The following is a 26,727-nucleotide window of genomic DNA, read 5'->3' as shown; positions in this document are numbered from 1 at the left end:
GGCTTTTTTTTGGTGCTTCACAGATTGACGGGGGACGATGGTCTTGGCCTTGTTGCTGAGGTGCTTGGAGCGTGAGCTTATCCACTGTGGGAGCCGGTCTTGCCGGCGATGGCATCGACCGGGTGTCAGTTAGTGCGCAGAGTCTGCATCGCTGGCAAGACCAGCTCCCACAAACCCACACCTGACCTATGCTTTTCTCGACCAGCCCCGCGGTGGAGCCGACATGAATCCCAGACCCCTGTGCACTGCGCTGCTGGTCCTGCTGCTGGGTAACGGCGCCCACGCCGACACCTGGCAGTTAGCCAAGGACGAAGATGGCATACAGGTGTACCTGGATGAATCCGCCCACTCAACGTACCAGCGCTTTCGCGGCGTGGCGCTGATCAAGGCCAGTGTCAGCACCTTGAACGATTTGCTGGAAAACCTGCGGGTGGCCTGCAAATGGCTGTATGGCTGCGCGTCAATGCGCCTGGTAGGTGTCGAGGGCGACAGCACCTGGGTCTACCTCACCACCGACCTGCCCTGGCCCGCCAGCCCGCGCGACATGGTCATCAGGGTGAAGACCGAACGCACCGACGAGGGTGCCCTGATCCGTCACCTCAGCGCTGACGCGAGTAAACTGGAAACAGCGCCAGGGCTGATTCGCGTCACTGAGCTCAGTGGTCTGTGGAGCCTGGTGCCCAAAGGTGAACGCCTGACCGAAGTGACCTACCAACTGGAGGCCGAACCTGCCGGTGACATTCCGTCGTGGTTGGCCAACCAGTTCGTCATCGATGCCCCGATGGTGTCACTGCGCACCCTGCGTGCAGTGGCCGAGCGCCAAGGATTGCACTCCCCGCCCGAGACACCCGACGAATAACTAGACCTCATGGGCCTCAAGCAAACTGGCCAATACCCCGGCCAACTCCTTGACCATCGGGTCGGCCGTCGGTCGATGAACAATGACAATCTCGTAGCTGTCGATTACCGGCAGGCCATTGTCCTCGCCCAACACCGCATGGTCGCGGGTCGCCGCACGCGGCGGCAGCAAGCTGATGCCCATGCCATCGGCCACCGCCGCTTGAATACCGCTCAGGCTCGAACTGGTAAAGCTGATGCGCCAGCGCCGCCCCATGCCTTCGATGGCGTTGATCATGTCATCACGGTAAAGGCCCCGCGGAGGAAAGGTCACCAACGGGATCGGGTCCAGATCAATCGACGGCGTGCTGGCGCTGTCGATCCACTGCAGCTCTTCCGGCCAGCAGGCGACCCCTTCGCGGCTGTTGCGCCGCTGCTTGAGCAGCACCAGATCCAGTTCACCGTTGTCATAGCTCTGGCTCAGGTCGCGGCACAAGCCGCTGGTGACTTCCAGCTTGACCTGCTGGTATTTGCGATTGAACGCTGACAATGCATTGGTGGTGCGGCCGCCGACGAAATCTTCCGGCACCCCCAGGCGCACCGTCACACCAACGGTGGCGCCCGCCAGCGCTTCGAGCATCTGGTCATTGAGGGCCAGCATGTGCCGGGCGTAACCGAGCAGGGTCTGACCGGCATCGGTAGGCAGCACATCACGATTGCCGCGCACCAAAAGGCGATGGCCAACCATGTCTTCCAGGCGTCGCACCTTCTGGCTCACCGTTGACTGGGTGGAATGCAGGCGCGCCGCCGCGGTGGTAAAGCTGCCACAGTCAGCCACCACGACGATGGCCCGAAGCAGGTCCAGATCGAACAAGGACCTATTCGGTTTTACACTGATATCCATGTGAATATTTAACTTCTAAATGGGAAGCACGATTTCTATCATGCGCCCACTCACAGGACAACACACGGAGACAAGCGGATGCGCCTGGAACACTTGAACGTCTTTCTCGCCTTCCTATTGGCCATGATGACCTCAATCACCGCCAGCGCCGAAGGCGGCGTGCTGGAAAGCCAACTGCGCGAGGCTGCTGACAACGGTAACGCCGAGCGCGTACGGAGCTTGCTCGACCAAGGTGCCAACCGCGAGGCCCGTGACAAGCTCGGCCGCACCCCACTGCTGCTGGCCACCCATCGTAATCAGTTAGACGCCGCGCGGGTGCTGATCGAAGCCGGGGCTGACGTCAATGCCAAGGACAACATCGACGACAGCCCTTACCTGTATGCCGGCGCACGTGGTTTCAACCAGATCCTGCGCCTGACTCTGGCCCACGGCGCCGATCTCAAGAGCACCAACCGGTATGGCGGTACCGCATTGATTCCGGCAGCCGAGCGCGGGCATGTCGACACCGTGCGCACCTTGATTGACGCCGGGGTCGACGTAAACCACCTCAATCGCCTGCACTGGACCGCATTGATGGAAGCCATTGTCCTCAGCGACGGCGGACCGCGCCACGTCGAAATTGTCGAGTTGCTGGTGAACGCCGGCGCGGATGTGAACATTGCCGACAAGGACGGGGTAACGCCGCTAGCCCATGCCCGAGAGCGAGGCTATACGGCGATGGTGAAGATATTGGAGACGGCCAGCCGCTAGGCCCCCGGGGGCCTCAAGCCTTGTCCAGGGTACTCGGTTGACGCTCCACAGCCACTGCGGGCTTGACCTCTTCATCGGCGTTGACCGAGCGCCGAAAGCCCTTGATCGACTCCCCCAGGTCGCTGCCCAGGGTCTTGAGCCGCTTGCTGCCAAACACCAGGACCACCACAACCAGCAGCACCACCCAGTGTTTCCAGTCGAACACGCCCATGAATCACCCTCCTCGCTTACTCGATGTCTTCGAACGGCAAGCCGACGTAGTTCTCGGCGATGTTGACCAGCCCGGCGTGAGAGGTAAGAAAGTACTCACGGTCAGCCTGCTGCATCTTGTGATCCCAGGCATCCTGGTGTTCGCCAAAGTCATGCAGCAGGTTGGTCATGAACCAGCTGAAACGCTCGCCCTTCCACACCCGGCGCAGGGCTATTTCTGAGTACTTCTCGAGCAGGTCGGTGCGCCCTTCGCGGTAGACCTTGAGTAAGATCCGGTACAGGTAGCACACATCCGAGGCGGCCAGGTTCAGGCCCTTGGCACCCGTGGGTGGCACGATGTGCGCAGCGTCGCCGAGCAGGAACAGTTTGCCGTACTGCATCGGCTCAACCACGTAGCTGCGCAGTGGCGCGATACTTTTTTCCAGCGACGGCCCGGTGACCAGGCGCGCGCCAACCTCTTCGGGCAGACGGGCCTTGAGTTCATTCCAGAAGCGCTCATCAGACCAGTCATCGACGTGGTCGGTCAGCGGCACCTGCAGGTAGTAACGACTGCGGGTCAGCGAGCGCTGGCTGCATAACACGAAACCGCGATCATGGTGGGCGTAGATCAATTCGTGGTTGACCGGTGGTGTGTCGGACAACAGGCCCAGCCAGCCGAAGGGGTAGACGCGCTCGTAATGCTTGAGCACTGACTCGGGAATACTCTTGCGCGCCACACCATGGAAGCCATCGCAGCCAGCGATGTAGTCGCAGTCGATGCGATGGGTCTGGCCGTCTTTCTGGTAGGTGATGTAGGGCTGCTGCCCCTTCATCTCGTGGGGCTGAACGTTGTCGGCCGAATAAATGATCGTCGCACCGCAGGCTTCGCGGGCTTGCATCAGGTCGCGGGTTACTTCGGTCTGACCGTACACCATGACCGTCTTGCCACCGGTCAGGGTTTTAAGATCAACGCGGATGCGCTTGCCACCCACCAGCAGCTCGACGCCATCGTGCACCAGGCCTTCAGCGTCCATACGTTCGGACACACCGGCTTCACGCAGCAAGTCGACGGTGCCTTGTTCAAGCACACCGGCACGGATGCGGCCGAGTACATATTCGGGGGTCTGACGTTCGACGATCACGGTGTCGATACCGGCGTTGTGCAACAGCTGACCAAGTAACAGTCCGGAGGGACCAGCGCCAATAATGGCTACCTGAGTTTTCATTATTTTTGTCTCGCATCAGGGTTCCAGGCAGTTCAACGGCAGTACCCGGAAAATATTGTTGTTGTGTACCCCTGCATTTTTGCTGACAAAAACTGTAAAAAAAGGTGATATTCCTCCAGTAAATTGCACTTTTACATATTTCGTTCGATTATCGAACGCATTACCTCCGGCAGGTTGTCCACAATGACAAGATCCAACCTCCCCCGCATTCCGGTGTTCAAGCTGTACGGCGAGAATCAGGCCTGGCCGACGCCTGACCTGTTGCACTGCGAGTCCATCCCCAAGCGCAGCAGCCTGCACCACTGGGAGATCAAGGCGCACCGCCATGCTGACCTGTTTCAATTGCTGTATGTGCGCCGCGGCCGGGCGCTGATCGAGATTGAAGGCAAGCGCAGCGAAGTGCGCGATGCGGCGATCCAGGTCATCCCGCCCATGACCGTGCACGGCTTTCAGTTTTCTGAAGACATCGATGGCTACGTACTGACGCTCGGCGCGCCGTTGGTGGCGCAACTGGAAGCGCAATTACACGCGCCGCTGACGGTCCTGGCATCGGTGGGCTGCTATCACCTGGGGCGTGATCGCAGCGCACTTCACACCTTGATCCGGGTGCTGCACCAGGAGTACGAAGGCAGCGCACCGGCGCGTGATTTGTTGCTGCATTCTCTGGTCACCAGCCTGATGGTGTGGATCAGCCGCCACAGCCAGCAGAAGCCGGCACCGGGCAACCGCGACGAGCGCAATCAGCAACTGCTGGGACGCTACATCAAACTGGTGGAGCAACACTACCGTGAACACCTGTCGGTTGAGCAATTTGCGCATCGCCTCGGGGTCTCCAGCGTGCACCTGAACATCCTCTGCCGCGAGCTCGCCGAACAGACCGCGCTGCAGATCATTCACCAGCGCTTGCTGCTCGAAGCCAAGCGCAACCTGATTTACACCAACATGAGCATTAGCCAGCTGTCCGACGGCCTGGGGTTCAGCGACCCGACCTATTTCTCGCGGTTTTTCCGCCGGCTGTGCGGGCAGACGCCCAATGCGTTTCGTCAGGCCGGGGCGAACCCTGCAGGTGCCGCTAACTTGACGGGCTTCGTGTAGCCGCTGCCGGGAGGCTGCGATCGGTCGTGAAACGACCGCAAAACCTGACGACTGCGATTCGTCAGGCCCACTGAGATGGCCGAGTTGCGACTGCGCTGCAGTCGATCGCAGCCTCGTTCCTCGGCAGCGGCTACAGCAAATTACGCACCCTGCTGAAAAGTCTTAACAGATTCCAACGAAGCCTTCGGCAATTCAATCAGGCAATAAAAACTAACTTATTGATAAACAAGAAAATAAACACAAAAACAAACCTGGCACGGTAGTTGAGAGGGACCGAGTGAGCGTCGCGACGCATCACTCATAACAATAAGGTTAACCCTCTCATGTTCAAACGCACCTCGCAGCACCTGACTGCCGGCCTGCTGCTGGCCACTTCTGCCTTGCACGCCCACGCCACCGAAGGCGGCATCTCCTCCTGGCCCATGGGCATCGAACTTTACGGCATGGGCATCTTGCCGCCGGCGGGCACCTACGGCCAGTTGTTCGCCGGCAACTACCTGGCTGACAGCCTGCGCGACAACAGCGGCGCCAAGGCCGCCGATATCGACCTGCGCGTCACCACCCTGGCCCCACGCTTTGTCTGGGTCACCGAGCAGAAAGTATTCGGTGGCGACCTGGGCTTTCATGCCTTGCTGCCCCTCAACGACATGCGCCTGAATGTCAAAGGCGGGCCTCACGACCACAAGCGCGGCCTCGGCGATGCCCACCGCCAGCGAGTACTACTACACCGTGCAGGCGGTGCTGGCGATGACCTACCTGGACCCCAACGGCCTGAATGCCGACATTCGCCTGATGCACGACTACAACTTCGAAAACTCGGGCATGGGCTCCTACCATGGCCAGGAAGGCTTTCGCACCTTGTCGCATGGCAAGGCGGTGCTCAAGCGCCAGCGTTGGTTCCCCACCCAGTTGTTTTACCCGCCCTACGGCCGCTGGGTGCAGCGTCTGGCTATACACTTCTACCTAGGCAAGTAGCCGCTGCCGCCAGGCTGCGATCGGCTGCGAAGCAGTCGCCAATCAGTCACCGCGATGCGCCTGAATGGCGGCAGCGGTCACGGATCGCAAGCACCGATTAATGTGGGGTAGTGACTTGGATCTATACTCACAGCTTTCTTCGCAGTGGGTATGCTCGATGCCGCAACAGCCCCCGTCCGCGGCGCCATCGCGCCTGTTACTACCCTTTGCCTGCGCCCGCCCACGGCGCACCGTGGTGTTGTGTTTTCTCGCTGCCTTCGCCATTACCCTGGTGCTCGCCGGGCGCCAGTATTATCAACTGCAACAGCACGAACTGGAGGTCCGCGAGCACAACCTGCAGTTACAGGCGCTGGCGATCGAGACGCTGATTTTCAGCGGCAAGAGCCAACTGCAGTTTCTGCGCCATCTTGCCGAGCGGGTGCTGATCGAAGGCCATAGCCAGCCCTCGATGCGCCAAAATGACGCCATCGCCGCCGCCATGCGCAACAGCCAGCAACCGCTCTGGGGGCTGCCGGTGCCCAAGTCCGATGCCCCCGTTCGGGCACTTGGCGACGCGTTGGTTGCGAGTATCCCAGGCCTGAGTCGCGAGCCGCAGCAACTGGTGGAAGATCTGCACCTGTCTCGGGCCATGAGCCAGGTGTTGCCGGCGCAGTTTCAGGGTGAAACCAACCTGTCGCGCATCCTGTTCCTGACCACTTCCGGTATCGTCATCGCCTACCCGGCGGTGCGTGATGCGCAACTGGAGCCAATCCTGCGCAAGCTTGCCAGTTCGCCGTTGATGCAGCTCAACCGTGCCAATATCGAAGACCTCGACATCGTCTTCTTTCCGCTGCCCGGCAGTAACCTGGGCAGCATGCCGCACTTGCTGCTCAGCACCCCGGTGTACCTCAATGCCGTCATGCGTGGTGCGGTGATTTACGACGTGCCACAGACCAAACTGCAGAATTACCTGTACCAGACTACCGAAAGCGATGAGCTGCATACCCTGATAGACGAAGACGGCAGTCTGGTCGCCTCCAGTGACCAGTCCTTCAAGCCGTTCCAGGGCAACTGGCTGAACACCCTGCCAACTGCGCGCAAACGCTTGTCAGTGCCGATGTTGTTCCAGCGTGACCACGGCACGCTGAATCTCGAGCAGGGCTACCTGCAGTTTCGCGAGTTACAAGGGATCGACCTGATCCTGACCAATTACATCAGCGCCAGCGACCTGCGCGCGGCGGTCAATGCGCAGATCGACTTCCTGTTTCTCGGCGTCTGGGCATTGCTGGGGCTGCTGATGTTTCTCACCCTGTACATCGTCGACCGGCTATTCAAAGGTCAGCTGCGCCTGAACCGACAATTGCGCGAGATGGGCTTGGTCGACGGCCTCACCCAACTGGCTAACCGGCGGCGCCTGCAGTCCGACTTCGGCGGCTTGCTCCAGCGCCTGCGCGAAGATCAACCACTGGCCCTGTGGATGCTCGACATTGACCATTTCAAAAGCATCAACGACAACTGGGGGCACAGCGCTGGCGACGAGGTTATCAAACACCTGGCCACCCTGTGCCGGGCCCTGGTCAGGCCCCAGGACCTGGTGGTGCGCTATGGCGGTGAAGAGTTCTGCGTGCTGATGCCCGACACGTCACTTGCTGACGCCCTGCACATGGCTGAACAGGTGCGCGCGGCCACTGCGAAGTCGGTGTGCGTACCCGACGCCGGGACCCTGCTGGCCGGCGCACCGTCGCTGGAAATCCGCCTGACGGTATCGATCGGTGTGGCGGAATTGCGTGTTGATGGCTGCGAGGAGCTGGAAGACCTGGTGGCGACCGCCGACCGGCGCCTGTATGCCGCGAAGAAAAGTGGTCGCAACCAAGTGGTCAATCACGACTGAATGGGTCGGTTGCATGTTTTTTGTCGTCCGCGGCTTGCTGACGCGGCAAACCCGAGCCTTAAGCTCGGCCGGGTGTGCCATAACGACAATAAAACGGAGACACCATGCGCCTTCCCACCCTGCATCCACGGGCTCGTCTGGCAAGCCTGATCGCCCTCGCCTGCCTGAGCCAGAACCTGTATGCCGAACCGGCGAGCACCGCCTCAGCGGCCAGTGCCCAGACCCGCAGCAGCAATGCTGCAGTGCTCCAGCAACGTCCATTCAGCAACGATGCCGACTACGCCGCCGTCACCCGTGGGCTGATCGCGCCGTTCAAAGGCCAGGTGCTCGACGCCGCCGGCAAGCCGGTGTGGAACCTGGCCAGCTATGACTTTCTGAACAAGAAGGACAGCCCCGCCACCGTCAACCCGAGCCTGTGGCGCCTGGCCCAGCTCAACAACCATGCCGGATTGTTCGAGGTGGTGCCTGGCCTGTATCAGGTACGCGGCATGGACCTGGCCAACATGACCATCATCGAGGGCGACGACGGGCTGATCATCATCGACCCGCTGACCGCCGCCGAAACCGCCCGTGCGGCGCTCGACCTGTACTACCAGAATCGGCCGCACAAGCCGGTGGTAGCGGTGATCTACAGCCACACCCATACCGACCATTTCGGTGGTGTCCGCGGCGTGATCGACGAGGCCGACGTCAAGGCCGGCAAGGTCCAGGTGCTAGCACCGTCCGGGTTCATGGAACACGTCATGAGCGAGAACGTCTACGCCGGCAATGCCATGAGCCGCCGTGCCCAGTATCAGTTCGGCCTGTACCTGCCGCGTGGTGAGCAAGGGCAAGTCGACGCGGCCATCGGCAAGGCGGTGGCCATCAGCGGCACCATCACCCTGATCCCACCGACCGACCTGATCAGCCAGCCTTATGAAACCCGTCGTATTGCCGGTATCGATGTCGAATTCCAGCTCACCCCTGGCACTGAGGCGCCATCGGAAATGAACCTTTACCTGCCCAAGTTCAAGGCCCTGGGTATCGCCGAAAACGCCTCGCAAACCATGCACAACATTCTCACCCCGCGCGGTGCCCAGGTGCGCGATGCCAAGGCCTGGTCGCACTACCTGGACGCCAGCCTGAATCGTTATGGCGACAAGACCGAAGTATTGTTTGGCCAGCACAACTGGCCAACCTGGGGCCCGGAGCCCGTGCGTACGCTGCTGGCCGACCAGCGCGACATGTACGCTTTCCTCAACGACCGCACCCTGCACCTGCTCAACCAGGGCCTGACGCCGATGGAAATCGCCCAGAACATGGAAAAGCTGCCGGGCGAGCTGCAGAACAAGTGGTACACCCAGGGCTACTACGGTTCGCTCAGTCACAACTCACGCGCCGTGTACCAGCGCTACATGGGTTTCTACGATGGCAACCCGGCCAACCTCAACCCGCTGCCGCCGGTTGAAAGCGCGCGCATGACCGTCGAGGCCATGGGCGGCGGCGAGGCGGTGCTGGGTAAAGTGCAAGCCGCGTTGGACAAGGGTCAATACCGTTGGGCTGCGCAGCTGGGCAACCAACTGCTGTTCGCTGAACCCGACAATGCCAAGGCCCGCGCGGCCCAGGCCGAAGCACTGGAGCAGTTGGGTTACCAAAGTGAAAACGCCAACTGGCGCAACATCTACCTGACCGGTGCCATGGAACTGCGCGGTGGTATACCGAGCAACCCGGGCAGTTCGGTGTCTGCCGACATGGTGCGGGCGTTGACGCCACAGATGTTCTTCGACTTCATGGCTGTGCGCGTGGATGTCGACAAAGCGCTGGGCCATGACATGAACCTCAACTGGCGTTTCAGCGAGCCGGACCAGGCGTTCAACCTGACCTTGCGCAATGGCGTACTCACCCACCGAGAAGGCCTGAATCCCAAGGCTGATGCCGGGCTGACCATGAGCAAGGCGACCCTGGAGCAGATCAGCCTCAAGCAGCTGGATTTTCCTACGGCAATGCAAAAAGGCTTGATCAAGATCGAAGGCAACGGCAAGAAGTTCGCCGAATTGCTCGGCGCACTCGATACCTTCAGCCCGCAGTTCAATATCGTTACCCCGTGAACCGCAGTTAACCTGCACCGGCTCCCACAGGGTCCTTTGTGGGAGCTGGCCTTGCCGGCGATCGAGCCTGACGAGTTCGTGTTACTTGGCCCAGCGGCGCAACTCGGACGGTGTGTAATCATCCGTCTTGGCGCTGAAGCCTACACGCATCGGCGTCTTTTCTTCGTTACTCAAACCACCGGCGTAATAGCGACCCGAAATCAGGTCATACGATGTTTCCAGCACGTTATACGTGAAGTCATGATCGTAGTGCTGGATCGCATGCAACGCTGAGCTGCGCCACAACTCGCCACGGCTGTCGTACTGATCGACCTGGGCAATCTGCCAACTGTCCTCATCCACATAGAAACGTCGCTTGCTGTAAAGATGCCGCGCCCCCGGCTTTAGCGTCGCTTCAACCACCCACACCCGGTGCTTTTCATAGCGGGTATAGGCCGGGTTGATATGGTTGGGCTTGACCAGTTCGTCAAGCTTCAGCGCCCGGCTGCCCAGACGGTAACTGTTGTAGGGGATGTACAGTTCCTGCTTGCCGATCAGCATCCAGTCGAAACGGTCTGGCGCACCATTGAAGCCGTCGATGTTGTCGGCGGTGATCAAGCCGTTGCTGTAACGGGCACTGTTGTCATAGGCCAGCATCGGCGCGCGGCGCACCCGGCGCTGGGCCGGCAGGTACTGCCAGGCCGAACGCGGCTCGGCCACCTGATCGAGCGGTTCATGCACCAGTACGGTCTCGCCCGCCAGGCGTGCCGGTTCCAGCACCCGGCTCTTGAACATGAACAGCACGTTAGCGTTTGGCTCAAGACCGCTGACCGCCTCGGCAAAACTGACCAGTGACTGCGCGCGAATGTAGCTGACCGCGCCGTTCTCACGCACCAGGGCAATGCTGCTCAAGCGCTCATAGCTACCGCCGCGCCAACGGCTCATGTGGTTCCACATCACCTCCATGCCTTGCGTCGGCAACAGAAACGGGATGCCGCGACTGTAGTCATGCAGGCCATTGCCGCCATCGACCAAGGTCGTCTTGCTGGCGTTGTTGCGGCTGTCAGCCAGGATCGCCGCCGGCAAGCGCGCACTTCGATGGCTGGGGTAAACCGGCATCTGGTAGGTGGCGGGAAAGCGCTTGAACATCGCCACCTGACCCGGGCTCAGTGCGCCCTGGTACTGCGCAAAGTTCTGCGCAGTGATCGTGAACAGCGGCTTTTCGCTGGCAAACGGGTCGCTGTAACCGCCGTTGCCATCGACGCTACCGGCGCGCTTGTCGAGGCCGCCGGTCCAGGCCGGGATGCTGCCATCGGCATTGCCGGCGCGTTCCGAACCCATGGGGGTGAGTGTCGTGTCCAACGGACCAAGGTCATTGCTCTTGGCCATAACCGTTGCGCTGACACAGGTCAGGGCCAGCAACAGAGGATGAATACGCATTTTTATTGTTCTCCTTAGAAATCAACCTTGAAACTGACCGAGGCGAAGTCGCGGTCATCCAGGGTGCTGTAGTCGTTGGAGCCGAAGAAGGCGTTGTAGGCCAGCTCCACGCTGTAGTCATTGAGGTAGTTGGCAGTCAGGCTCAGGCCAAGCGCCTGCTGACCTTCCTGGAATGGCCCGGCCGGGTCGTAGGAATAGCCCTCGACGTCATGGCGCCAATTGACGGCCGGGATCAGGTTGATCCCCGGCAACACGTCGCTGTACTCGAGGCTGGCGCGCAGGCGGTAGCCCCAGGACCAGTCAGTGGCAAAGCCCTCATCGGTGCAGTAACGGTTGGTCACCCCGGAGGCCACGGTGTTGCAGGCCGTGCCGTTGCGCGGCGCACTGCGGCCAAAGGCTGCGTTGCGCCCCAGGCGCTCATCACCGAGGCTGTCGATGTGCACCACACCCACTTCGCCAAACAGGCTCAGGCGCGTGGCGCCAAGGACGTTGTCGATAGCCTGGGTCGCCGAGCCCGTCCATTGCCACACGCCCATACGTTGCCAGGCGTCGAAGCGGTCGCCATTGCGCGTATTGAACCCTTCAGGCAAGTCGACCCAAGAACTGCCGACAGCGCCGGACACCACCGCGGTGGTGGCATCAGGTGTGTTGTAGGCCAGCGGCATGTTGGGCCGGTAGCTCAACTCAGTGGCCAAAGAAATGCCGCTGTATGGCTCCACCCCGGTCAGGCTCATGCCATACAAGCGAATATCTTCGGGGAATGCCGCAGCATAGGACGGCCCCTGTATGCCGCCAGGGAAACTGCCCGGCAAGCGGGTGTTACGTGCATCCAGGGTCAGGTACGGCAGGCGCGAGTGGTAGTTGATGAAATACAACGCCGCCTCGGCGTCATTGAGCGCCGGCAGCATCTGACGCAACGCGAAGCCAAACTGACCGCTGTCCGACGGCGATTCGTTGCCCCGTGAACGGGCATACAGCCCGCTGGCTTGCATCTGTTGATCAGTCAGTACCTGGCTCAGGTACAACGGACCGCAACCCGGCTGAATCACATCACTGCTGGCAAAAAAGGTGCCGCAGCCATCAAGCACGCTGGGGCGCCAGTTATACTGGTAGAAGCCTTCCAGGTTAAGGGTGTCGGAGATACCGAAACTGAACGACACCATCTCCACCGGCAACTGGCCTTCCTTGATCTCGACCCCGGGGCGATTGAAGGCGGTGATGTCCAGCGGGTTGATGACGTTGATGCCGTTCTGAATCAGCAGCGCTTCGCCCCAGGACAACACCTGCTTGCCAAGCTTGACGTTGAGCGGATGGCCGGCCAGTTCCAGGTCCTTCCACAGGTAGGCGTCTAGCGCCTCGAAGCCTTGGAATTTGGCCAGGTCATCCCAGCCACTGTCGTCGAAATCCTTGAAGTGCCCATCACGAGTTTCATAGGCATGGTCGTACCAGTATTTGAACCGCAGGAACGCGCCCTGACCCTGGCCATCGAGGCTGAAGTCGGTCAGGCCCTTGAAGGTTTGCGAGATCGGATCGCCCTTCTTGAAATTGAGGCGGTTGTCATCGGCACTGACGCTGCTGCCATCGGCAGTAACGCCCTGCGCCTGCAAGGCGTTGGCGCGGGTCATCAGGTGCCGGTCGGGGCTCTGTGTCGACCAACTGCTGCCCAGGCTCAAGGTACTGCGCGTGGTGAAGCTCCAGTCCTCATTGATGTCGAAGGTGGTGGCCTGGGCAGGCGCGGCAACAGACGCCAGTAGCGCCAGCAGCCATGGCGATCGAGCACCGCCGTCAAAACGCAGGCGCAGGCACGCCGGGGTTGAGCTTGTTGTTGTCATTATCGAGCTCCAGTTGGATTACGCAGCTCGATAAAGATGCCCAAGCACCTGTCGCCACGCGCAAGCGGCGCACGACAAAAAACGATCATCAGCAAGCAACGGCATAAGCCTTACGCCGATTGCAAAGCGCTCAAGCGAAATTGCTTGGGTGTCACCCCAAATTGTTTGCGAAAGGCGCGGATGAAGTTGCTCGGTTGCCGATAACCCAGGCGCGTGGCGATGCGCTCGATCGGCTGGTCACCGGCGGCCAGCCAGTGCCGGGCCAATTGCAGGCTGCCCTGGCGGTCTGCATCACCGACAGCGCCCTGCCATTGGCGCAGCATGCTCTGGTGCAGGAAGGCATTGGCTCCTGGCAAAGCCAGTGCCAATGCCCCTGGGGCCAATTGCAGGCTGAGCCATTGCCCTTCAGCTGTCGGCACGCCCCACTCCTGCAACCAGGGCCACGCGGCCTGCTGCGCCAACAGAGTCACCTGGGTAAACACGCTGGCAGGCGGCTTGCCGGCACGCCGGGCAATGTTACGCACCAGGCTTAACACCGCAGCATCGAGCATGTAGTAATGCGGTTGATGTTGATAGCGGCGCACGTGCAACAGTGTTTGGCCTGCGTCTTCTTCCAGGCTGACCCGTACACAGTTGGTGACCAACGGCAGGTAGCGGATAAAGCATTCCAGGCTGGCTCGCACGGTAGCCGCCGAGTCGAGAAGAATATTCAGGCCCTGCAGCGAATGGGTGGCCATGCCCGGCACCAATTCACAGCCAAACTCACGCCCGGCACCGGCTGCCTCGCATTCGGCCAGTAGTTGCTCGACCCGCAACGCCGGGACTCTGTGATGCCCATCGAGCCACGCAGAATCAATACCGGCGTGCGCCAACAAGCGCTCGACTGGCAGGCCACAGCCCTGCGCATGCGCGACTAAGGTACGGGTGAAGGCACTGGAAACAAAGGCTTCAGCAAGCATGGCGAGTCACAAGAAAAGGACAGGACTCGTGTTATGCCAGTCGCTACACTATCGATCAAATGCATAAAAAGTATCGCTAACATGCAGGGAGCGCATAATGGACCTTCGACAACTTCGCCACTTCGTGGCCCTGGCCGATTGCCGCGGCTTCGTTCGTGCCGCTGACGCAGTGAACCTCAGCCAGCCTGCCTTCAGCCGCAGTATCCAGACCCTGGAGCGCGACCTCGATTGCGCCCTGGTCGAACGCGGCAGCCGAGAGTTTCGCCTCACCGGCCAAGGCCAACTGGTGCTGCAACACGCCCGGCGGTTGCTTGCCAGCAGCCAGACCCTGCACAACGAACTGCTGCAGTACAACGGCCTGGAAGGTGGCGAGCTGCACTTTGGCAGCGGGCCCTATCCAGCACAGCTACTGGTGCCGGAGGCCTTGGCGCGCTTCATCCATGACCATCCGTTAGTCCTGGCGCGTTTTCACCTGGCTGACTGGGAGCAACTGGGCGTCTGGCTCAAGGAACAGCAGATCGAATTTTTCGTCGCCGACTCGCGCTACTTCAAAGATGATCCGCGCTTTCACGTGCAAGTACTGCGTCCGCGCCGGGGCCGCTTCTTCTGTCGTGCCGGCCATCCGCTGCTCGGCCGTGGGCCGCTCAAGCTCGCCGACCTGCTCGACTACCCGATCAGCGGCACGCGAATCCCGCCGATGATCCGCAAGATCCTTGCCCGTATCCAGGGCGAGGAGGACTTCATCACCAGCGTCGAGTGCGCGCAGTTTGATGCCATCCGCCGGGTGGTCATGCGCTCTGACGCCGTGGGTCTGGCCACTGAGGAAGCCCTGAGCGAATGGGTTACGTGCGGCGAAATTGCGCTGCTGAGCTTTGTCGATATCGACACCGGCGACCCCGAGCTGCAACTGCGCTATGGCATTGTCAGTCGCGCTGGGGCTACCCTGACTCCGGCGGCGCAGGCGATGATCGAGACAATCCTGAGTGTTGATCAGCAGCTGCTGGAGAAGCCTTGATGAGCACGTTGCCCTGCCCACCTGCAAACGCCTTCTATGCCCCGACCCTGCTGCCCGCCATTGAAGAACTGCAGGCACGGGGTGTTGACCTGGCGCTGATCGAAGCGGTGTTTCGCCGCAGCCTGTTCGAGTTGCGCACGCCTTTTTTGCGCGTGCCGCTGATGCTCTCGCGGCGCTTCTGGACCCTGGCCCTGGCAGAAACCTGCGACCCGCTGATTGGCCTGGCCGCCGGCCGGCGTTTCGTGTCCACCGCCACTAACGGCCTGACCTACCTGTTTGATGTGGCCGCTTCGCTGGACAGCGCCTGCGCGTTTTTCGTCGAATACTTTCCGTTTTTCAACGGCCATTTTCGCGCCCGCATCGAGCGTAACGAACGGCAAGTCACCTTGCGCCTGGAGGATTGCGGCAGCCTTAAGGCCACGGCACCGATCACCGACTACATGCTCACCAGCATCAGTAGCCTGCTGCGCCGCAAGCTACTGGCCAGCGGCCTGGAGCAGGATCCGATCCTGGCCATCGAACTGGCCCATCCAGCGCCAGCCGATACCACTGCGCACCCCCAGGCCTGGCGCACCCCAGTCAGTTGGGGGCATGCCGAACACGGCATCCACCTTAACCCGCAGTTGTTCACCCAGCCACTCACACCCGGCAATCAGGCCTTGGAGCAGATGCTCGTGAGCCTGTTGCAACAGACCCAACGCAACAGCCAACCGACCCTGCTGGAGCTGGCCAGCGACCACCTGGCCGTGCACCTGGCCGATAGCGAACGCTGGCCGCTGTTTTACCAGGGGCAGCACCTGCTCGAACGCACGGCGGCACGGCGTTTGAGGGCCTTGGGCTGGAGTTTCTCGCAATTGCTCGACGAGTACCGCCGCTACCGCGCCGAAGACTTACTGCACGGCAGCGCACTGGAGCTGGTACAGATCGCCGACCAGCTCGGCTACAGCGACGTGCAAAGCTTCCATCGCGCCAGCTTGCGCTGGTTCGACTGCGCGCCCGGTGCCTACCGCGCGCGCTGAGCAACCTCAGAGCACCTTGAACAAACCCGCCGCGCCCATGCCGCCACCGACGCACATGCTCACTACCACGTACTTCACCCCACGGCGTTTACCTTCGAGCAAGGCATGGCCGACCCTGCGCGCGCCGCTCATGCCATAGGGGTGGCCAATGGCATGAGCACCGCCGTTGACGATGAGCCGTGTCGGGCCGATACCCAGGGGCTGCGCGCAGTAGGCCTCCAGGTCAGTCACAGAGCAAACGGCTCAATGCCGCTCGCAGGGGTTCAGGGATAGGCTGCGAGCGGTTGCTGGCGCGCTCGACGAAGACGTGGACAAAGCGTCCCGCCGCACACGCCTGCTGCTCGCCGGCCTTGAAAATACCCAGTGTGTAATGCACTGAGCTGTTACCCAGTTTGCTCACCGACAGGCCGACCTCAATGCGCTCGGGGAAGGCAATGGAGGCAAAATAGTCACAGCTGGAATTGACCACAAAAGCGACCACCTCACCCTGGTGAATATCCAGCCCGCCCTGCTCGATCAGGTAGGTGTTCACCGCACTGTCGAAAAAGCTGTAGTAGACGACGTTGTTGACGTGGCCATAGAGGTCGTTGTCGTGCCAGCGCGTGGTGATCGAATGGAAATGGCGAAAGGCGTCGCGTAACGGTTGTTCCATTTCAGTACGCCTGCCGATAGATCATCAGTGCATCAGCCTCGCTGACCTCACGCGGATTGTTCACCAGCAAGCGCTGCTGGAGCATGGCGTCACGGGCCAGTTGTGCAAGGCTGCTCTCTGGCACCCCGGCATCGCGCAAGCGCGTCGGCAAGCCGCAACGCGGGCTGAGCTCGGCCAGCTCGCTGACGAACTGTTCACTCAGGCTACGTGTATCACCAGGTCGCAAGCGCTCACCGAGCAACAGCGGTGCGAGCTGGGCATACAAAGGCGCCGCTACCTCGGCGTTGAAACGCAGTACATGGGGCAGCACCAGTGCATTGGACAGCCCATGGGGAATATGAAAGTGCCCGCCCAACGGATAGGCCAACGCATGCACCGCGGCGACTGGCGCATTGGCAAAGGCCTGACCGGCCAGGCACGCACCGAGCAACATGGCCTGACGTGCCTCGCGGTTACTGCCGATGTGCACCGCCTGATCGAGGTTGCTGGCGAGCATGTGCAAGGCTTCGCGGGCCAACAGGTTGGACAGCGGGTTACGCTTGAGCTTGCTGGTGTAGGCTTCGATGGCGTGGACCATGGCATCGATACCGGTGGCAGCGGTGACCGCTGGCGGCAAGCCAACGGTCAGGTCGGCATCAAGCAGCGCCAGGTCCGGCAACAACAGGGTTGAGACCACGCCCATCTTGGTGTGCTCGCCGGTAGTAACAATGGCGATTGGCGTCACCTCCGAGCCAGTGCCGGCGGTGGTCGGCACTTGAATCAGCGGCAGGCGCCGGCCCTTGGCCTGGTCGACACCGTAAAGATCGCTCAGCGCTTGCTGGCAGTGCGGGTGCGCCAGCAAGGCCACCAGCTTGGCAACATCCATGGAGCTGCCGCCGCCGAAGCCGACGATGGCATCGGCCTGCATCGCCCGCGCCAGTTGCACCCCTTCCAGCACACAGGCTTGTGGCGGATCCGCCAGCACCTGGTCAAACACCTGCACCGCCAGCCCCTGCTCGGCAAAGCCTGGCAGCGACGGTTCGAGCAAGCCCAGGCGAGCGAGGCCCGGATCGGTGACGATCAATACCGAGCGTGCCCCGCGCTCGCGGCACAGGCGGGCAAGGTGCACAGCGGCACCTGCTTCGCAGAGAATCTGCGCGGTGCTCGCAAAACTGAATGACTGCATGCGGCGTCCCTCATTGTTGTTGTGATGTCCGCAGAAATGATCAGAACGCGAAGTCGGCCTCCGACAAGCGCATCAGGCACCCGGCACCGGCCAGCAAAGCCTGGCGATGGGCAGCAGCCCGTGGCAATACCCGGCGCAGGTAAAAGTCGGCCGCGTGCAGTTTGGCCTGATAAAACGCCGCTTCGTCAGTGCCCGCCGCCAGGGCTTGGCTGGCGCATTCAGCCGCTTGCAACCAGAGTGCGGCCAACACCGTGTAGGCCGAGTAGGCGAGAAAATCCACCGACATGGCGCCAATCTCTTCAGGGTCATGCGCACAGGCCTGCAGCACCGACTCGGCCAATGCTCGCCACTGCTGCAACTGCTGGCCGACCTGCTCGGCCATTTGCATCTGCGCGGTTGCCTGCGCCGTTTCGGTGAGCAGCTCATCGATCAGTGCGTTGAGCTCAAGACCGCCGTCACCGAGCAGTTTGCGTCGAATCAAATCCAGCGCCTGGATGCCGTTGGTGCCCTCGTAGAGCTGGGTGATGCGGCTGTCGCGCATCAACTGTTCCATGCCCCACTCGCGAATGAAGCCGTGCCCGCCGTACAGCTGCACACCAAGGCTGGCGACCTCCTGACCGCAATCGGTAAAGAAGGCTTTGACGATCGGAATCAATAATGCCGCACGCCGTTTGGCAGCGCTGCAGCGGTGTTCGAGATCAAGCTGGCGGGCGGTATAGGCAGCCAGCATACGGCAGCCTTCGCTGAGGGTTTTCTGGGTCAGCAACATGCGTCGCACATCGGGGTGGACGATGATCGGATCGGCGGGCTTTTCCGGGGCCTGCGGGCCGCTGAGTGAGCGCGACTGCAAGCGCTCGCGGGCATATGCCAGCCCCCCCTGGAACGCCGCTTCAGCAATGCCCAGGCCCTGCAGCCCAACCTGAAAGCGCGCATCGTTCATCATGGTGAACATGCACGCCAGCCCTTGGTTCGCCTCCCCCACCAACCATCCCCTGGCGGCGTCGAAATTCATCACACAGGTAGAGGCCCCCTTGATGCCCATCTTGTGCTCCAGCGCACCGCAACTGAGCGTATTGCGCTCAGCCAGCGAACCGTCGACATTGACCAACCGCTTGGGTACCAGAAACAAGCTGATGCCCTTGACCCCCGGTGGCGCGTCGGGCAAACGTGCGAGCACCAGGTGGATGATGTTGTCGCTCAGGTCCTGCTCGCCACCGCTGATGAATATTTTGCTGCCGCTCAGCTGATAGCTGCCATCAGCGTGCGGCTGAGCGCGAGTGCGCAGCAGCGCCAGGTCAGTGCCGGCCTGAGGTTCGGTCAGGCACATGGTGCCGGTCCACTCGCCGCTGACCAACTGCGCCAGGTAGCGCTGCTTGAGCTCGGCACTGCCATGGCGATCCAGTGCCAACACCGTGCCTTCGGTGAGCCCTGAGTAAACGCGAAACGACAGCGAGGCGCCCATCAGCATCTCGTGGAAACTGGCCGCGAGCATCTGCGGCAAGCCCTGGCCGCCGAACGCTACAGGCCCGGTCATGCTCGCCCAGCCCTGTTCAACGTAACGCTTATAGGCCTGAGGGAAACCGTCCGGGGTGGTCACATGGCCGTCCTGCAAGCGACAGCCCTGTTCATCGCTGTTGCGGTTGAGCGGTGCCACCACTTCGGCGGCAAACCGCGCCGCCTCCTCCAGCACACCGTCGATGGTTTCGCGGTCCAGGCCGATGTCCAGTTGCTGACAATGCCCGCTCAGGTCGAACAGTTCATGCAAGACAAAACGCATATCACGCAGCGGCGCCCGATAGTTCATACCCGGCCCTCCTGCACAGCGGCGAAACCCTTGCCTGCGGCCACCAGACGGGCAATCAGTGGCGCCGGTTGCCAATGGGCACCGTGAGTGCCCTGCAAACGCTGCAGACGCGCCTGAATCGATGCCAGGCCCTGGCCATCGGCCCAGCTCAGTGGCCCGCCAACGGCAGCCGGGAAGCCATAGCCGTTGAGATAGACCCGATCGACGTCATGACTGTTGGCGGCGATGTTTTCCTCGAGGATCTTGGCCCCTTCGTTGACCAGTGCCAGCAGGCTGCGCTCAACAATTTCCTCATCGCTGAGGGTGCGCCGCTGATAGCCCAGGCCTTCAGCGATTTGCACGATGAGCCGATCGACGTCTGGGTCATGCACGGCTTCGCGGCTGCCCTCGGCATACTGGTAATAGCCACGCCCGGCCTTCTGGCCAAAACGGCCCAGTTCGCACAAGGCGTTGTCGACCTGCACCAGCGGGCTGTGCATACCCTGCCCGGCTAACTGACGGGCGCGCCATTCGAGGTCGACACCGACCACGTCGTACATGCGAAACGGGCCCATGGCAAAACCGAAGGCCTGCAAGGCAACGTCGACCTGCTGCGCCAGCGCGCCTTCGAGGAGCATCTTGCGTGCCTCATTGGCGTAGGTTTTGAGCATACGGTTGCCAATGAAACCACGGCAGTTACCGGCCACCACAGCCACCTTGCCCAGGCGCTCGCCCAGTTGCCTGGCAGTCTCCAGAACTGCGGGCGAAGTCTGTTTGGCCCGCACGATTTCCAGCAGTTTCATGATGTGCGCCGGGCTGAAGAAGTGCAGGCCTAACACCTGCTGCGGGCGACGGGTAACGGCGGCAATGGCGTCGACATCCAGCGCCGAGGTATTGCTGGCCAGAATCGCGCGGGGTTTGAGGGCGTTGTCCAGGGTGCGGAAAATCTCCTGCTTGAGCTCAAGGTTCTCATACACCGCCTCGATCACCAGGTCGACATCGGCAAGTTCCGCGTAGCTGTCCACCGCTCGGATCCGCGCCAGGTTCTGCTCGGCCTGCGCTTCGCTGATACGCCCCTTGACCACCTGGTGGGCCCAGGTGTCGGCGGCCATTTTCAGGCCCGCCGTGACCATCGGTGCGCTGGCATCAAGCCACAACACCGGAATGCCGGCACTGGCCAGACTGATGACAATCCCACGGCCCATGGTCCCTGCGCCTACCACCGCAGCCTGCTGCACATCGAATCCATTGCTCACAGCGACACTCCCCAAGCGAAAAGAAGGATTGCCGACACCCTAAGCAGCTGCCTACTATTTGAGAAATTTCATTTTCATATGCGTGATATTTGCAGAATGAATATAAGCAATTTTGACCTCAATCTACTGCGCGTCCTCGACGTGCTGCTGCGCGAACAAAACGTGTCGCGTGCTGCCGAACGCCTGGCCCTCAGTCAACCGACGGTGAGCAATGCCCTGGCGCGCCTGCGTGAGCTGCTCGACGACCCGTTGCTGGTACGCATCGGTCGGCGCATGCAACCTACGCCCAAGGCACTGGCGCTGGAGGGCCCGATCCGCTCGGCCTTGCAGCAGATCGAGCAGACCCTCAACGTCGGCGACAGTTTTGACCCGCACCACAGCCGCCAAACCTTTCGCATCGCCATGACCGACTTCGTCGAACAACTGTGCATGCCCACCTTGCTGCCCCGCCTGCAGGACAGCGCACCCCACCTGCGCCTGGACATTGCCCCACTGGCGCCAAGCTTGCCGGTCGACGCCCTGGACCGTGGCCAGCTCGATCTGGTTTTGGGCCGTTTCGACGAGATTCCTGCGCGTTTCACCCGACGCTTGTGGCGCCGCGAAACCTTGCACGTCGCCCTGCGCAACGACCATCCGCTACTCAGTGGGGCACTGGACCTGGACAGTTTTCTGCGCCTGCGTCACCTCTGGGTACACGGTGGCCAGACCCGCGGCATGGTCGATCAATGGCTAGGCGAACAAGGCCTGGCACGGCAGATCGTCTACACCACGCCCAATTACTTGCAGGCGGCCCATCTGGTGGCGGCTTCGGACCTGTGCGTGGTGCTGCCGACGCAACTGGCACGGCACTTCGCCTCCTTGCTACCGCTGCAACTGCATGAGTTACCGTTCGCCCTGGAGGCCTTCGAGCTGGAACTGGTGTACCTGGCTCAACGTGGGCAAGACCGGGCGCTGAACTGGTTGGTAGGGGAAATACTGGGCGTTACTCAGGGCTGACACACGCCTGCCATTGCAGCAGGCATGTGGTTCAAACAAGGCGCCAGGGCGTCATGAACGCGTCGACGGCCCGGGGCGCGGCCCCTCCTCACCAGGTGCCCGACTCTCGATGGGCAACTGCAATGTCTGGTAGGTCAATGTTCGAGTCAGGGCCGCTACCGCCCTGTCCCATTCCTCTTTGATCTGCTCCTGCGCAGCCTTGTATTCGTCATCGCGCATCGGCGCAGTGTCCGCCGCCTCCATTAGCTCAGTCGAGCGCATCTGGAAGGGTTCACTGACCGCGCTGAAGCGCGAGGCATAGGCACGCTTGAGGTGGGCCAGCCAGAAGTCCCGCGTCAGCAGTGATTCGGCCAGGCGTTCATTGTTCTCCCGGGCCAGAATCTGCTGACCCAAACGCTGGGTCTGCTGAGCATCCAGGCCGGCGATTGCGCGAAAGCCCATGTCACCGGGTTGGCCTGGCAGGTTGAGCAGTTGGCGTAACTCCAGGCGATAGGCCAAGCCTACTTCGATCTGATCCGGATCATGTCCTGCTGCCTGGCGCGCCTGAATATCCGCCAAGGCTGCCTGGTCCACCTGGTCCAGGCGCCACATCTGGCGCCCCAGTTCGACCAGTGCGCTTTGTTCACGGCCCGGCCCGGCCTCATAACAGGCACGCCAGACCAACAGGCGTAACTCCAGGGTGCTCAGGTGCAGGGCCGCACTGTCTTGGCAGGTCAACTCCAGATTATTCATCACGCCGAACAGTTCTTCACGCAGCCCGCTGTACTGACCCATGGCCTCAAGCAAGGTGAACACCCGATCAGCCAGCACAAACGGTCGGTGCTGAAAGTCGACGGTGCCCAGCAAGCGCTCCAGCAATTGAAAAAACGCTTGCGAACCCTCGGTGCCCTGCATTTGGTCCCAGGTGTAGGATCGCTGCGCAAGCGCATCAGCGCCCACCGCGTTCAACCAGCGGTCACGCACCACATGGGGGGCAGGTGCCGGTATGTCTAACCAACCTGGGGCGATGTGCCAACCATTGGCGAGCATATACTCGCGCAGGCGTTGCACCGTGCCCTGATTCAGAGGATTCCACTCCAGCAGAATGGCACTGCTCAACCGCTGCGGGAGCCGGTAAAACTGCTCAGGGACATCAGTGATTGCGTTATTGCGCAGGTCCGCCACATTCAACTCCTGACGACTGAGTAAGTCCGGCGGGAACTGTGAGATGCCGGTGCGCTGCACGTGCAGTCTGCGCAAGCGGATCATCCGGGCGAGCGAAAAGGTGCGGCCCAAGGGGTTGGACGACAGGTTGATGACTTCCAGGCTTTCGCAGTCGCTGAGCGTCTGCGCTTGCGTCTGATCAAGAACGATACTGTTGTCGCAGAGGTCCAGCTCGCGCAACAAGCGCAATAGCGGCAAGTTCGGCGGCAGCTGGGTCACACGATTGTTGGGTAATTCCAGATGGGTCACATTAGGGAAAGCCCTGAGAAAGTCGGCAGGAAGGTCTCGCAACCCCATATCCCGCAACGAGAGCTGTCGAACATGCTCAAAGCTGACACTCTCGGGTAAGGCTGGCAAGTTATCCAGGCGCAGCCCCCAGATCATCAAGCGATAGCCCTCAAACTCGCCGGTTGCCGAGTACATGTGGGTGCCTCGGGTATGCTGCCAACAACCGATCAGCGCCTGGCTCAAGCTTTGTCGCGGCGTACGCTGCGACGACGTCGCGGGAAGACTTTCACACCATCGCCCCAACTCAACCTGCAACCTGGACAGTTCGCGTTCCAAGCGCACGATCTCCCGATCGGGGTCTTGCCCTGAGCGTCTTACCGCCTCCAGCCAACGCTCGATCTGGGCATCGTCAAACGCGGGATACAACAACCGCAAGCGTCGAGGCAAAGCTGCCGGTCGGCGTAAATGACCAGGGCTGCGACCCGACAAGGGATACCCCAGGCGCCCATCCTCCAGACGTTGCGGTGGGCGAAACCACCCTATGCGCTCAGCCGGTCCAATAAACTGCCCGACCTCCTGGCGTTGGACTTTGGCCTGCGCAGCCAACAGCACCCGCAGGTTGTGCGCAAAGGGTTCGCTTACGTCCATGGCATCACGCTCGGCATCATCAAAGCCTGCGGCCATAACGCTAAAGAACTCACCCGGCCCGGCCAGCGAGCGGCCTTGATCATCAAACAGCTGGAAGTCGCCCGCGTGGTGCAGCATATCCAGGCACCGGTCACCTTCACCCTCGCCCACTGCCAGCAGCGCCGGGCCCTGCAAGGTTACGTCGAACAAGCGCCAACGCTGCCCGGCGGGGGCTCCCGGCAATTTGCCGCACAGCTTCAGGCACACACGGGCCAGATCAAGCGATTGCGGCGTGTGCAGGTACAGCGCCTCATACACCCGCGCCACGCGGATCTGCCTTACCGCCGTGCGCGCGGCCTCAGCCATCGGTAGCGGCACACGACCGCTCTCGAGCAAGCGCTCTCGCTGAGCGGTTCCTGCGGCCTCGAGCACAGCGATCGCCGCTCGCGCATGCAAACCAGGAAAGTCCCGACGCAACAAGGCCGTTTCATCGGAATGACCAGCAAGGTTGGCGTCGTAGAGCTGCTGGAACAATGATCGTCGTTGCCGCATGACCAGACTGACCAACAGCGGCTCAGACAACCCCTCAGCACCTGGCAGCACCCTGATCGCGTCGAGCACCTGTTGATCCTCTACCTCGTGCTCTTGACTCAGTTGAAGGATCGCAACACGGATACGCTGGTCGAGGGCAAATCGCTCGCAGGTGTCGACGAAACAAGCATCCGGCGCCCGCGCATAGGCATGCAGTGCCCGTAGCTGATCAGGTTTCAGGTTGGTGGCGGTGAGAATTTCATCTATCTGCTGGTCGTTGAACGTCTGGTAAAAGCGGCCCAGGCGACGAAACAGCCGGTAGGGATCCTCCCACTCGGCAGGCTGCTCGCTCCACAGTCGCCACGCCCCCGCACCATTGTGCACAAGCCCGGGCGCATGCCCATTACGCGAACTCAAGCACCATGTGCCATTGCGTTGGCGCACGGCGTAGTAGTAACCGTCCATTTCGATCCAGGCTTGGCTACCCAGGTGAAACAGCCCCTCAGGGTCTTGCACCGCCGCGGCCGGAGGGATTTCACTGCGGTAGGCACTCAGGTCCTGATTCCACAACCGCTGGCTGCCGTCATTCAGCTGCGCCGGAATCAGGCTATCGACCACCGTCGAGCGTTGCCAGGCGCCGCGCACCGCGTGAATGCCCGCCGCCGTTGCAGCAATGACGGCCAGATCAATGGCGACATTCAAGACGTGATCGAGGGCTTCATGGGTGTCACCCTCGCGCCAGGCCTGCACCCCGTGATAGACCCCACGCAGCAGGTCCCAGGCGGCCATGGCAAGCAGTAACGCACCCAGCACCGGCACAAACAGACCTGCCAGGTTGAGCAAGGTCCAGCCTTCAGCCGCCAGACGCTCATCGTGCTCACGCTGAACCTCACGATCGACGGCGGACGTTGGCACCGCAATCATCGCCGCATCATCTTTGATGCGCTGAATGCTCGCGTGGGCCAGGCTGTCAAACAGGCGCCCGTCAAAGGCCAGCATACGCTCGTGCAAATCGATGTTGGCAAGGTCCGAGACATCGGCATAGCCACTGACAACGCGGCTGAAAAAGCGCTGACTGTCGCGGCGTCGAACGAATCGACGAAAGAAGTTTTGATAGCTGCCGATGCGTAGGCGACGGCCCAGGTCATTGGCAAAATGACGCAACGAGGGGTAGGCACGCCACGGTGTCAAGGGGTCGCCGGGGATATAGACCAGCACCCGATTGCTGGAGGTGTAGAGCGGGCTGAAGGTTTCATCGCGCACATCGAGAACAACAATGCCTTCCAGCCAACAGCCAAGCAGACTCAACTGCTTGGGTATCACAGGGTCATCGTTGAGATTGATCGGACTCTGGAGGCCACACAGCTTGACCAGCAACTGATGTTCATCGGCGTGCAATTGCCCTTTGATCCAGGCGATATGGGCATCTACCAGCATACTGTAACGCTGCATACGGGCGATCAACGAGGCCACGCGCCTGCGCCCCTCACCGGGTTGCTCGTCTACACCCTCGGCAGGCGACAGCACCGAATCAAGGTGCTGCTGGTAGCGCTTGCCGAGGTCCAGTTGCCGGCACGCTCGGGCGAACACATCTGGCGTGGGTAGTTCGGTCTGCGCGTCATGCGGATCGAGCAACCGATTGCCCGCCAGATAGCCACCCGGTCGAGTCTCCTCTTCGTTAAAGTTTCGCAGCGCCGCTTCCAGCAGGGGGATGTTGGCATACACCGCGGCCGTCACCGGGGACCCAATGGGTTGCGAAGTGATCACCGGCTCTTTACGCCCCATCACGAACTGCAAACGCTGCGCGTCCAAGCGTGGACCGAGCGCTTGTTGCAGCAACGGCAGGGTGAAACTGTCGATACTCTGCAGCCCCGCCAGCGCACTGCGGGTGCGCTGATTGAAGTACAGGCTCAGGACCATTGCTTCCTTGAGCGCAGTGAGTTGCTCAACCCTGGCCGTGCGCAGCCAGGCCGGCAAGGCATGGCCAATGAAGCCGTCCTGGTAAGCCTCAAAGCTGATTTGCAGTGGCGTTTTTGTTGTGCCGTCGTCGTTGCTCGCAGGCATACCCTTCAACCTCCTGTTGAGAAACGCACAGGTTAGGTTGGCGGG

General features: G+C 61.4%; 20 protein-coding genes and 2 pseudogenes. 10 read left to right on the top strand and 12 right to left on the bottom strand.

Annotation, left to right across the window (positions count from 1 at the left end; genetic code table 11):
- Positions 1 to 223 precede the first annotated feature (223 nt).
- Positions 224 to 859 (top strand): START domain-containing protein, encoded by a 636-nt coding sequence (locus tag CX511_RS10445; protein WP_101292575.1) that lies wholly within the window; start codon positions 224 to 226, stop codon positions 857 to 859.
- On the opposite strand, the gene CX511_RS10440 is transcribed toward CX511_RS10445, so the two are convergent.
- On the bottom strand, positions 860 to 1,741 hold the full coding sequence (locus tag CX511_RS10440) for a LysR substrate-binding domain-containing protein (RefSeq protein WP_045183996.1): 882 nt from the start codon (positions 1,739 to 1,741) through the stop codon (positions 860 to 862).
- A gap of 78 nt (positions 1,742 to 1,819) precedes the next feature.
- Here CX511_RS10440 and CX511_RS10435 point away from each other — a divergent pair, with 78 nt between their 5' ends.
- Positions 1,820 to 2,491, top strand: coding sequence for an ankyrin repeat domain-containing protein (locus CX511_RS10435; RefSeq protein WP_045183999.1), 672 nt, complete (start codon positions 1,820 to 1,822; stop codon positions 2,489 to 2,491).
- Positions 2,492 to 2,504: 13 nt separating this feature from the next.
- Here the strand turns inward: CX511_RS10435 and tatA are convergent, their stop codons facing one another.
- On the bottom strand, positions 2,505 to 2,702 hold the full coding sequence (gene tatA / locus CX511_RS10430; protein ID WP_045184002.1) for a twin-arginine translocase TatA/TatE family subunit: 198 nt from the start codon (positions 2,700 to 2,702) through the stop codon (positions 2,505 to 2,507).
- Positions 2,703 to 2,718: 16 nt separating this feature from the next.
- A complete protein-coding gene (gene pobA, locus CX511_RS10425; RefSeq protein ID WP_045184004.1) occupies positions 2,719 to 3,906 on the bottom strand; it encodes a 4-hydroxybenzoate 3-monooxygenase in 1,188 nt (395 codons plus the stop codon).
- 183 nt (positions 3,907 to 4,089) lie between these two features.
- Here pobA and CX511_RS10420 point away from each other — a divergent pair, with 183 nt between their 5' ends.
- The 5 genes and pseudogenes from CX511_RS10420 (at position 4,090) to CX511_RS10400 (ending at position 9,933) form a co-directional block, all read left to right on the top strand.
- Entirely contained in the window at positions 4,090 to 5,001 is a 912-nt protein-coding gene (locus CX511_RS10420; protein ID WP_045184006.1) for a helix-turn-helix domain-containing protein, read from the top strand.
- A 323-nt stretch (positions 5,002 to 5,324) separates the two neighbouring features.
- Positions 5,325 to 5,645, top strand: a pseudogene (locus CX511_RS25480) (transporter); the annotation flags it as partial.
- Positions 5,646 to 5,700: 55 nt separating this feature from the next.
- Positions 5,701 to 5,976 carry a transporter gene (locus tag CX511_RS25410; RefSeq protein WP_045184011.1) on the top strand — a complete coding sequence of 92 codons (276 nt, stop codon included), beginning with the start codon at positions 5,701 to 5,703 and terminating at the stop codon, positions 5,974 to 5,976.
- Positions 5,977 to 6,133: 157 nt separating this feature from the next.
- Positions 6,134 to 7,846, top strand: a complete 1,713-nt coding sequence (locus CX511_RS10405; protein WP_158239997.1) for a diguanylate cyclase — start codon at positions 6,134 to 6,136, stop codon at positions 7,844 to 7,846.
- A 104-nt stretch (positions 7,847 to 7,950) separates the two neighbouring features.
- On the top strand, positions 7,951 to 9,933 hold the full coding sequence (locus tag CX511_RS10400; protein ID WP_101292579.1) for an alkyl/aryl-sulfatase: 1,983 nt from the start codon (positions 7,951 to 7,953) through the stop codon (positions 9,931 to 9,933).
- Positions 9,934 to 10,014: 81 nt separating this feature from the next.
- Here CX511_RS10400 and CX511_RS10395 read toward each other — a convergent pair whose 3' ends face one another.
- The 3 genes from CX511_RS10395 to CX511_RS10385 all read right to left on the bottom strand — a co-directional run bounded on the left by CX511_RS10395 (position 10,015) and on the right by CX511_RS10385 (position 14,143).
- A complete protein-coding gene (locus CX511_RS10395; RefSeq protein WP_101292581.1) occupies positions 10,015 to 11,352 on the bottom strand; it encodes a DUF1329 domain-containing protein in 1,338 nt (445 codons plus the stop codon).
- 14 nt (positions 11,353 to 11,366) lie between these two features.
- Positions 11,367 to 13,184 carry a DUF1302 domain-containing protein gene (locus CX511_RS10390; RefSeq protein WP_101292583.1) on the bottom strand — a complete coding sequence of 606 codons (1,818 nt, stop codon included), beginning with the start codon at positions 13,182 to 13,184 and terminating at the stop codon, positions 11,367 to 11,369.
- A gap of 110 nt (positions 13,185 to 13,294) precedes the next feature.
- Complete coding sequence (locus CX511_RS10385) at positions 13,295 to 14,143, bottom strand: AraC family transcriptional regulator (protein WP_045184027.1); 849 nt, start codon at positions 14,141 to 14,143, stop codon at positions 13,295 to 13,297.
- A 97-nt stretch (positions 14,144 to 14,240) separates the two neighbouring features.
- On the opposite strand from CX511_RS10385, the gene CX511_RS10380 reads away from it, so the two are divergent.
- Both CX511_RS10380 and CX511_RS10375 read left to right on the top strand, forming a co-directional pair.
- On the top strand, positions 14,241 to 15,158 hold the full coding sequence (locus CX511_RS10380; protein ID WP_101292585.1) for a LysR family transcriptional regulator: 918 nt from the start codon (positions 14,241 to 14,243) through the stop codon (positions 15,156 to 15,158).
- Positions 15,158 to 16,177, top strand: a complete 1,020-nt coding sequence (locus CX511_RS10375) for an AraC family transcriptional regulator (RefSeq protein ID WP_045184033.1) — start codon at positions 15,158 to 15,160, stop codon at positions 16,175 to 16,177. Before CX511_RS10380 ends, CX511_RS10375 begins: the two co-directional genes overlap by 1 nt.
- A gap of 6 nt (positions 16,178 to 16,183) precedes the next feature.
- On the opposite strand, the pseudogene CX511_RS10370 reads toward CX511_RS10375, so the two are convergent.
- The 5 genes and pseudogenes from CX511_RS10370 to CX511_RS10350 form a co-directional block, all read right to left on the bottom strand.
- Positions 16,184 to 16,390: pseudogene (locus CX511_RS10370) on the bottom strand (acetyl-CoA C-acyltransferase); the annotation flags it as partial.
- Positions 16,391 to 16,400: 10 nt separating this feature from the next.
- Positions 16,401 to 16,829: an acyl-CoA thioesterase gene (locus tag CX511_RS10365; RefSeq protein WP_101292587.1), complete on the bottom strand. Its 429-nt coding sequence runs from the start codon at positions 16,827 to 16,829 to the stop codon at positions 16,401 to 16,403.
- A 1-nt stretch (position 16,830) separates the two neighbouring features.
- Positions 16,831 to 17,994: an iron-containing alcohol dehydrogenase gene (locus CX511_RS10360; protein WP_101292589.1), complete on the bottom strand. Its 1,164-nt coding sequence runs from the start codon at positions 17,992 to 17,994 to the stop codon at positions 16,831 to 16,833.
- 40 nt (positions 17,995 to 18,034) lie between these two features.
- Positions 18,035 to 19,798: an acyl-CoA dehydrogenase C-terminal domain-containing protein gene (locus CX511_RS10355; protein WP_045184041.1), complete on the bottom strand. Its 1,764-nt coding sequence runs from the start codon at positions 19,796 to 19,798 to the stop codon at positions 18,035 to 18,037.
- The gene (locus tag CX511_RS10350; RefSeq protein ID WP_101292591.1) at positions 19,795 to 21,033 is read right to left on the bottom strand and encodes a 3-hydroxyacyl-CoA dehydrogenase; all 1,239 of its coding nucleotides are present in this window, start codon (positions 21,031 to 21,033) and stop codon (positions 19,795 to 19,797) included. The genes CX511_RS10355 and CX511_RS10350 overlap by 4 nt, the downstream gene beginning before the upstream one ends.
- Positions 21,034 to 21,129: 96 nt before the next feature.
- Between CX511_RS10350 and CX511_RS10345 the strand changes: the two genes are divergently transcribed.
- Positions 21,130 to 22,029 carry a LysR family transcriptional regulator gene (locus CX511_RS10345; RefSeq protein WP_101292593.1) on the top strand — a complete coding sequence of 300 codons (900 nt, stop codon included), beginning with the start codon at positions 21,130 to 21,132 and terminating at the stop codon, positions 22,027 to 22,029.
- 51 nt (positions 22,030 to 22,080) lie between these two features.
- On the opposite strand, the gene CX511_RS10340 is transcribed toward CX511_RS10345, so the two are convergent.
- Entirely contained in the window at positions 22,081 to 26,682 is a 4,602-nt protein-coding gene (locus tag CX511_RS10340) for an NEL-type E3 ubiquitin ligase domain-containing protein (RefSeq protein WP_158239998.1), read from the bottom strand.
- Between the last annotated feature and the right edge of the window lie 45 nt (positions 26,683 to 26,727).

Source organism: Pseudomonas sp. S06B 330, from assembly GCF_002845275.2.
Taxonomy (GTDB): Bacteria; Pseudomonadota; Gammaproteobacteria; order Pseudomonadales; family Pseudomonadaceae; genus Aquipseudomonas.
The sequence above is the reverse complement of the archived record's forward strand: the minus strand, read 5'-3'. Positions and strand labels throughout refer to the sequence as shown.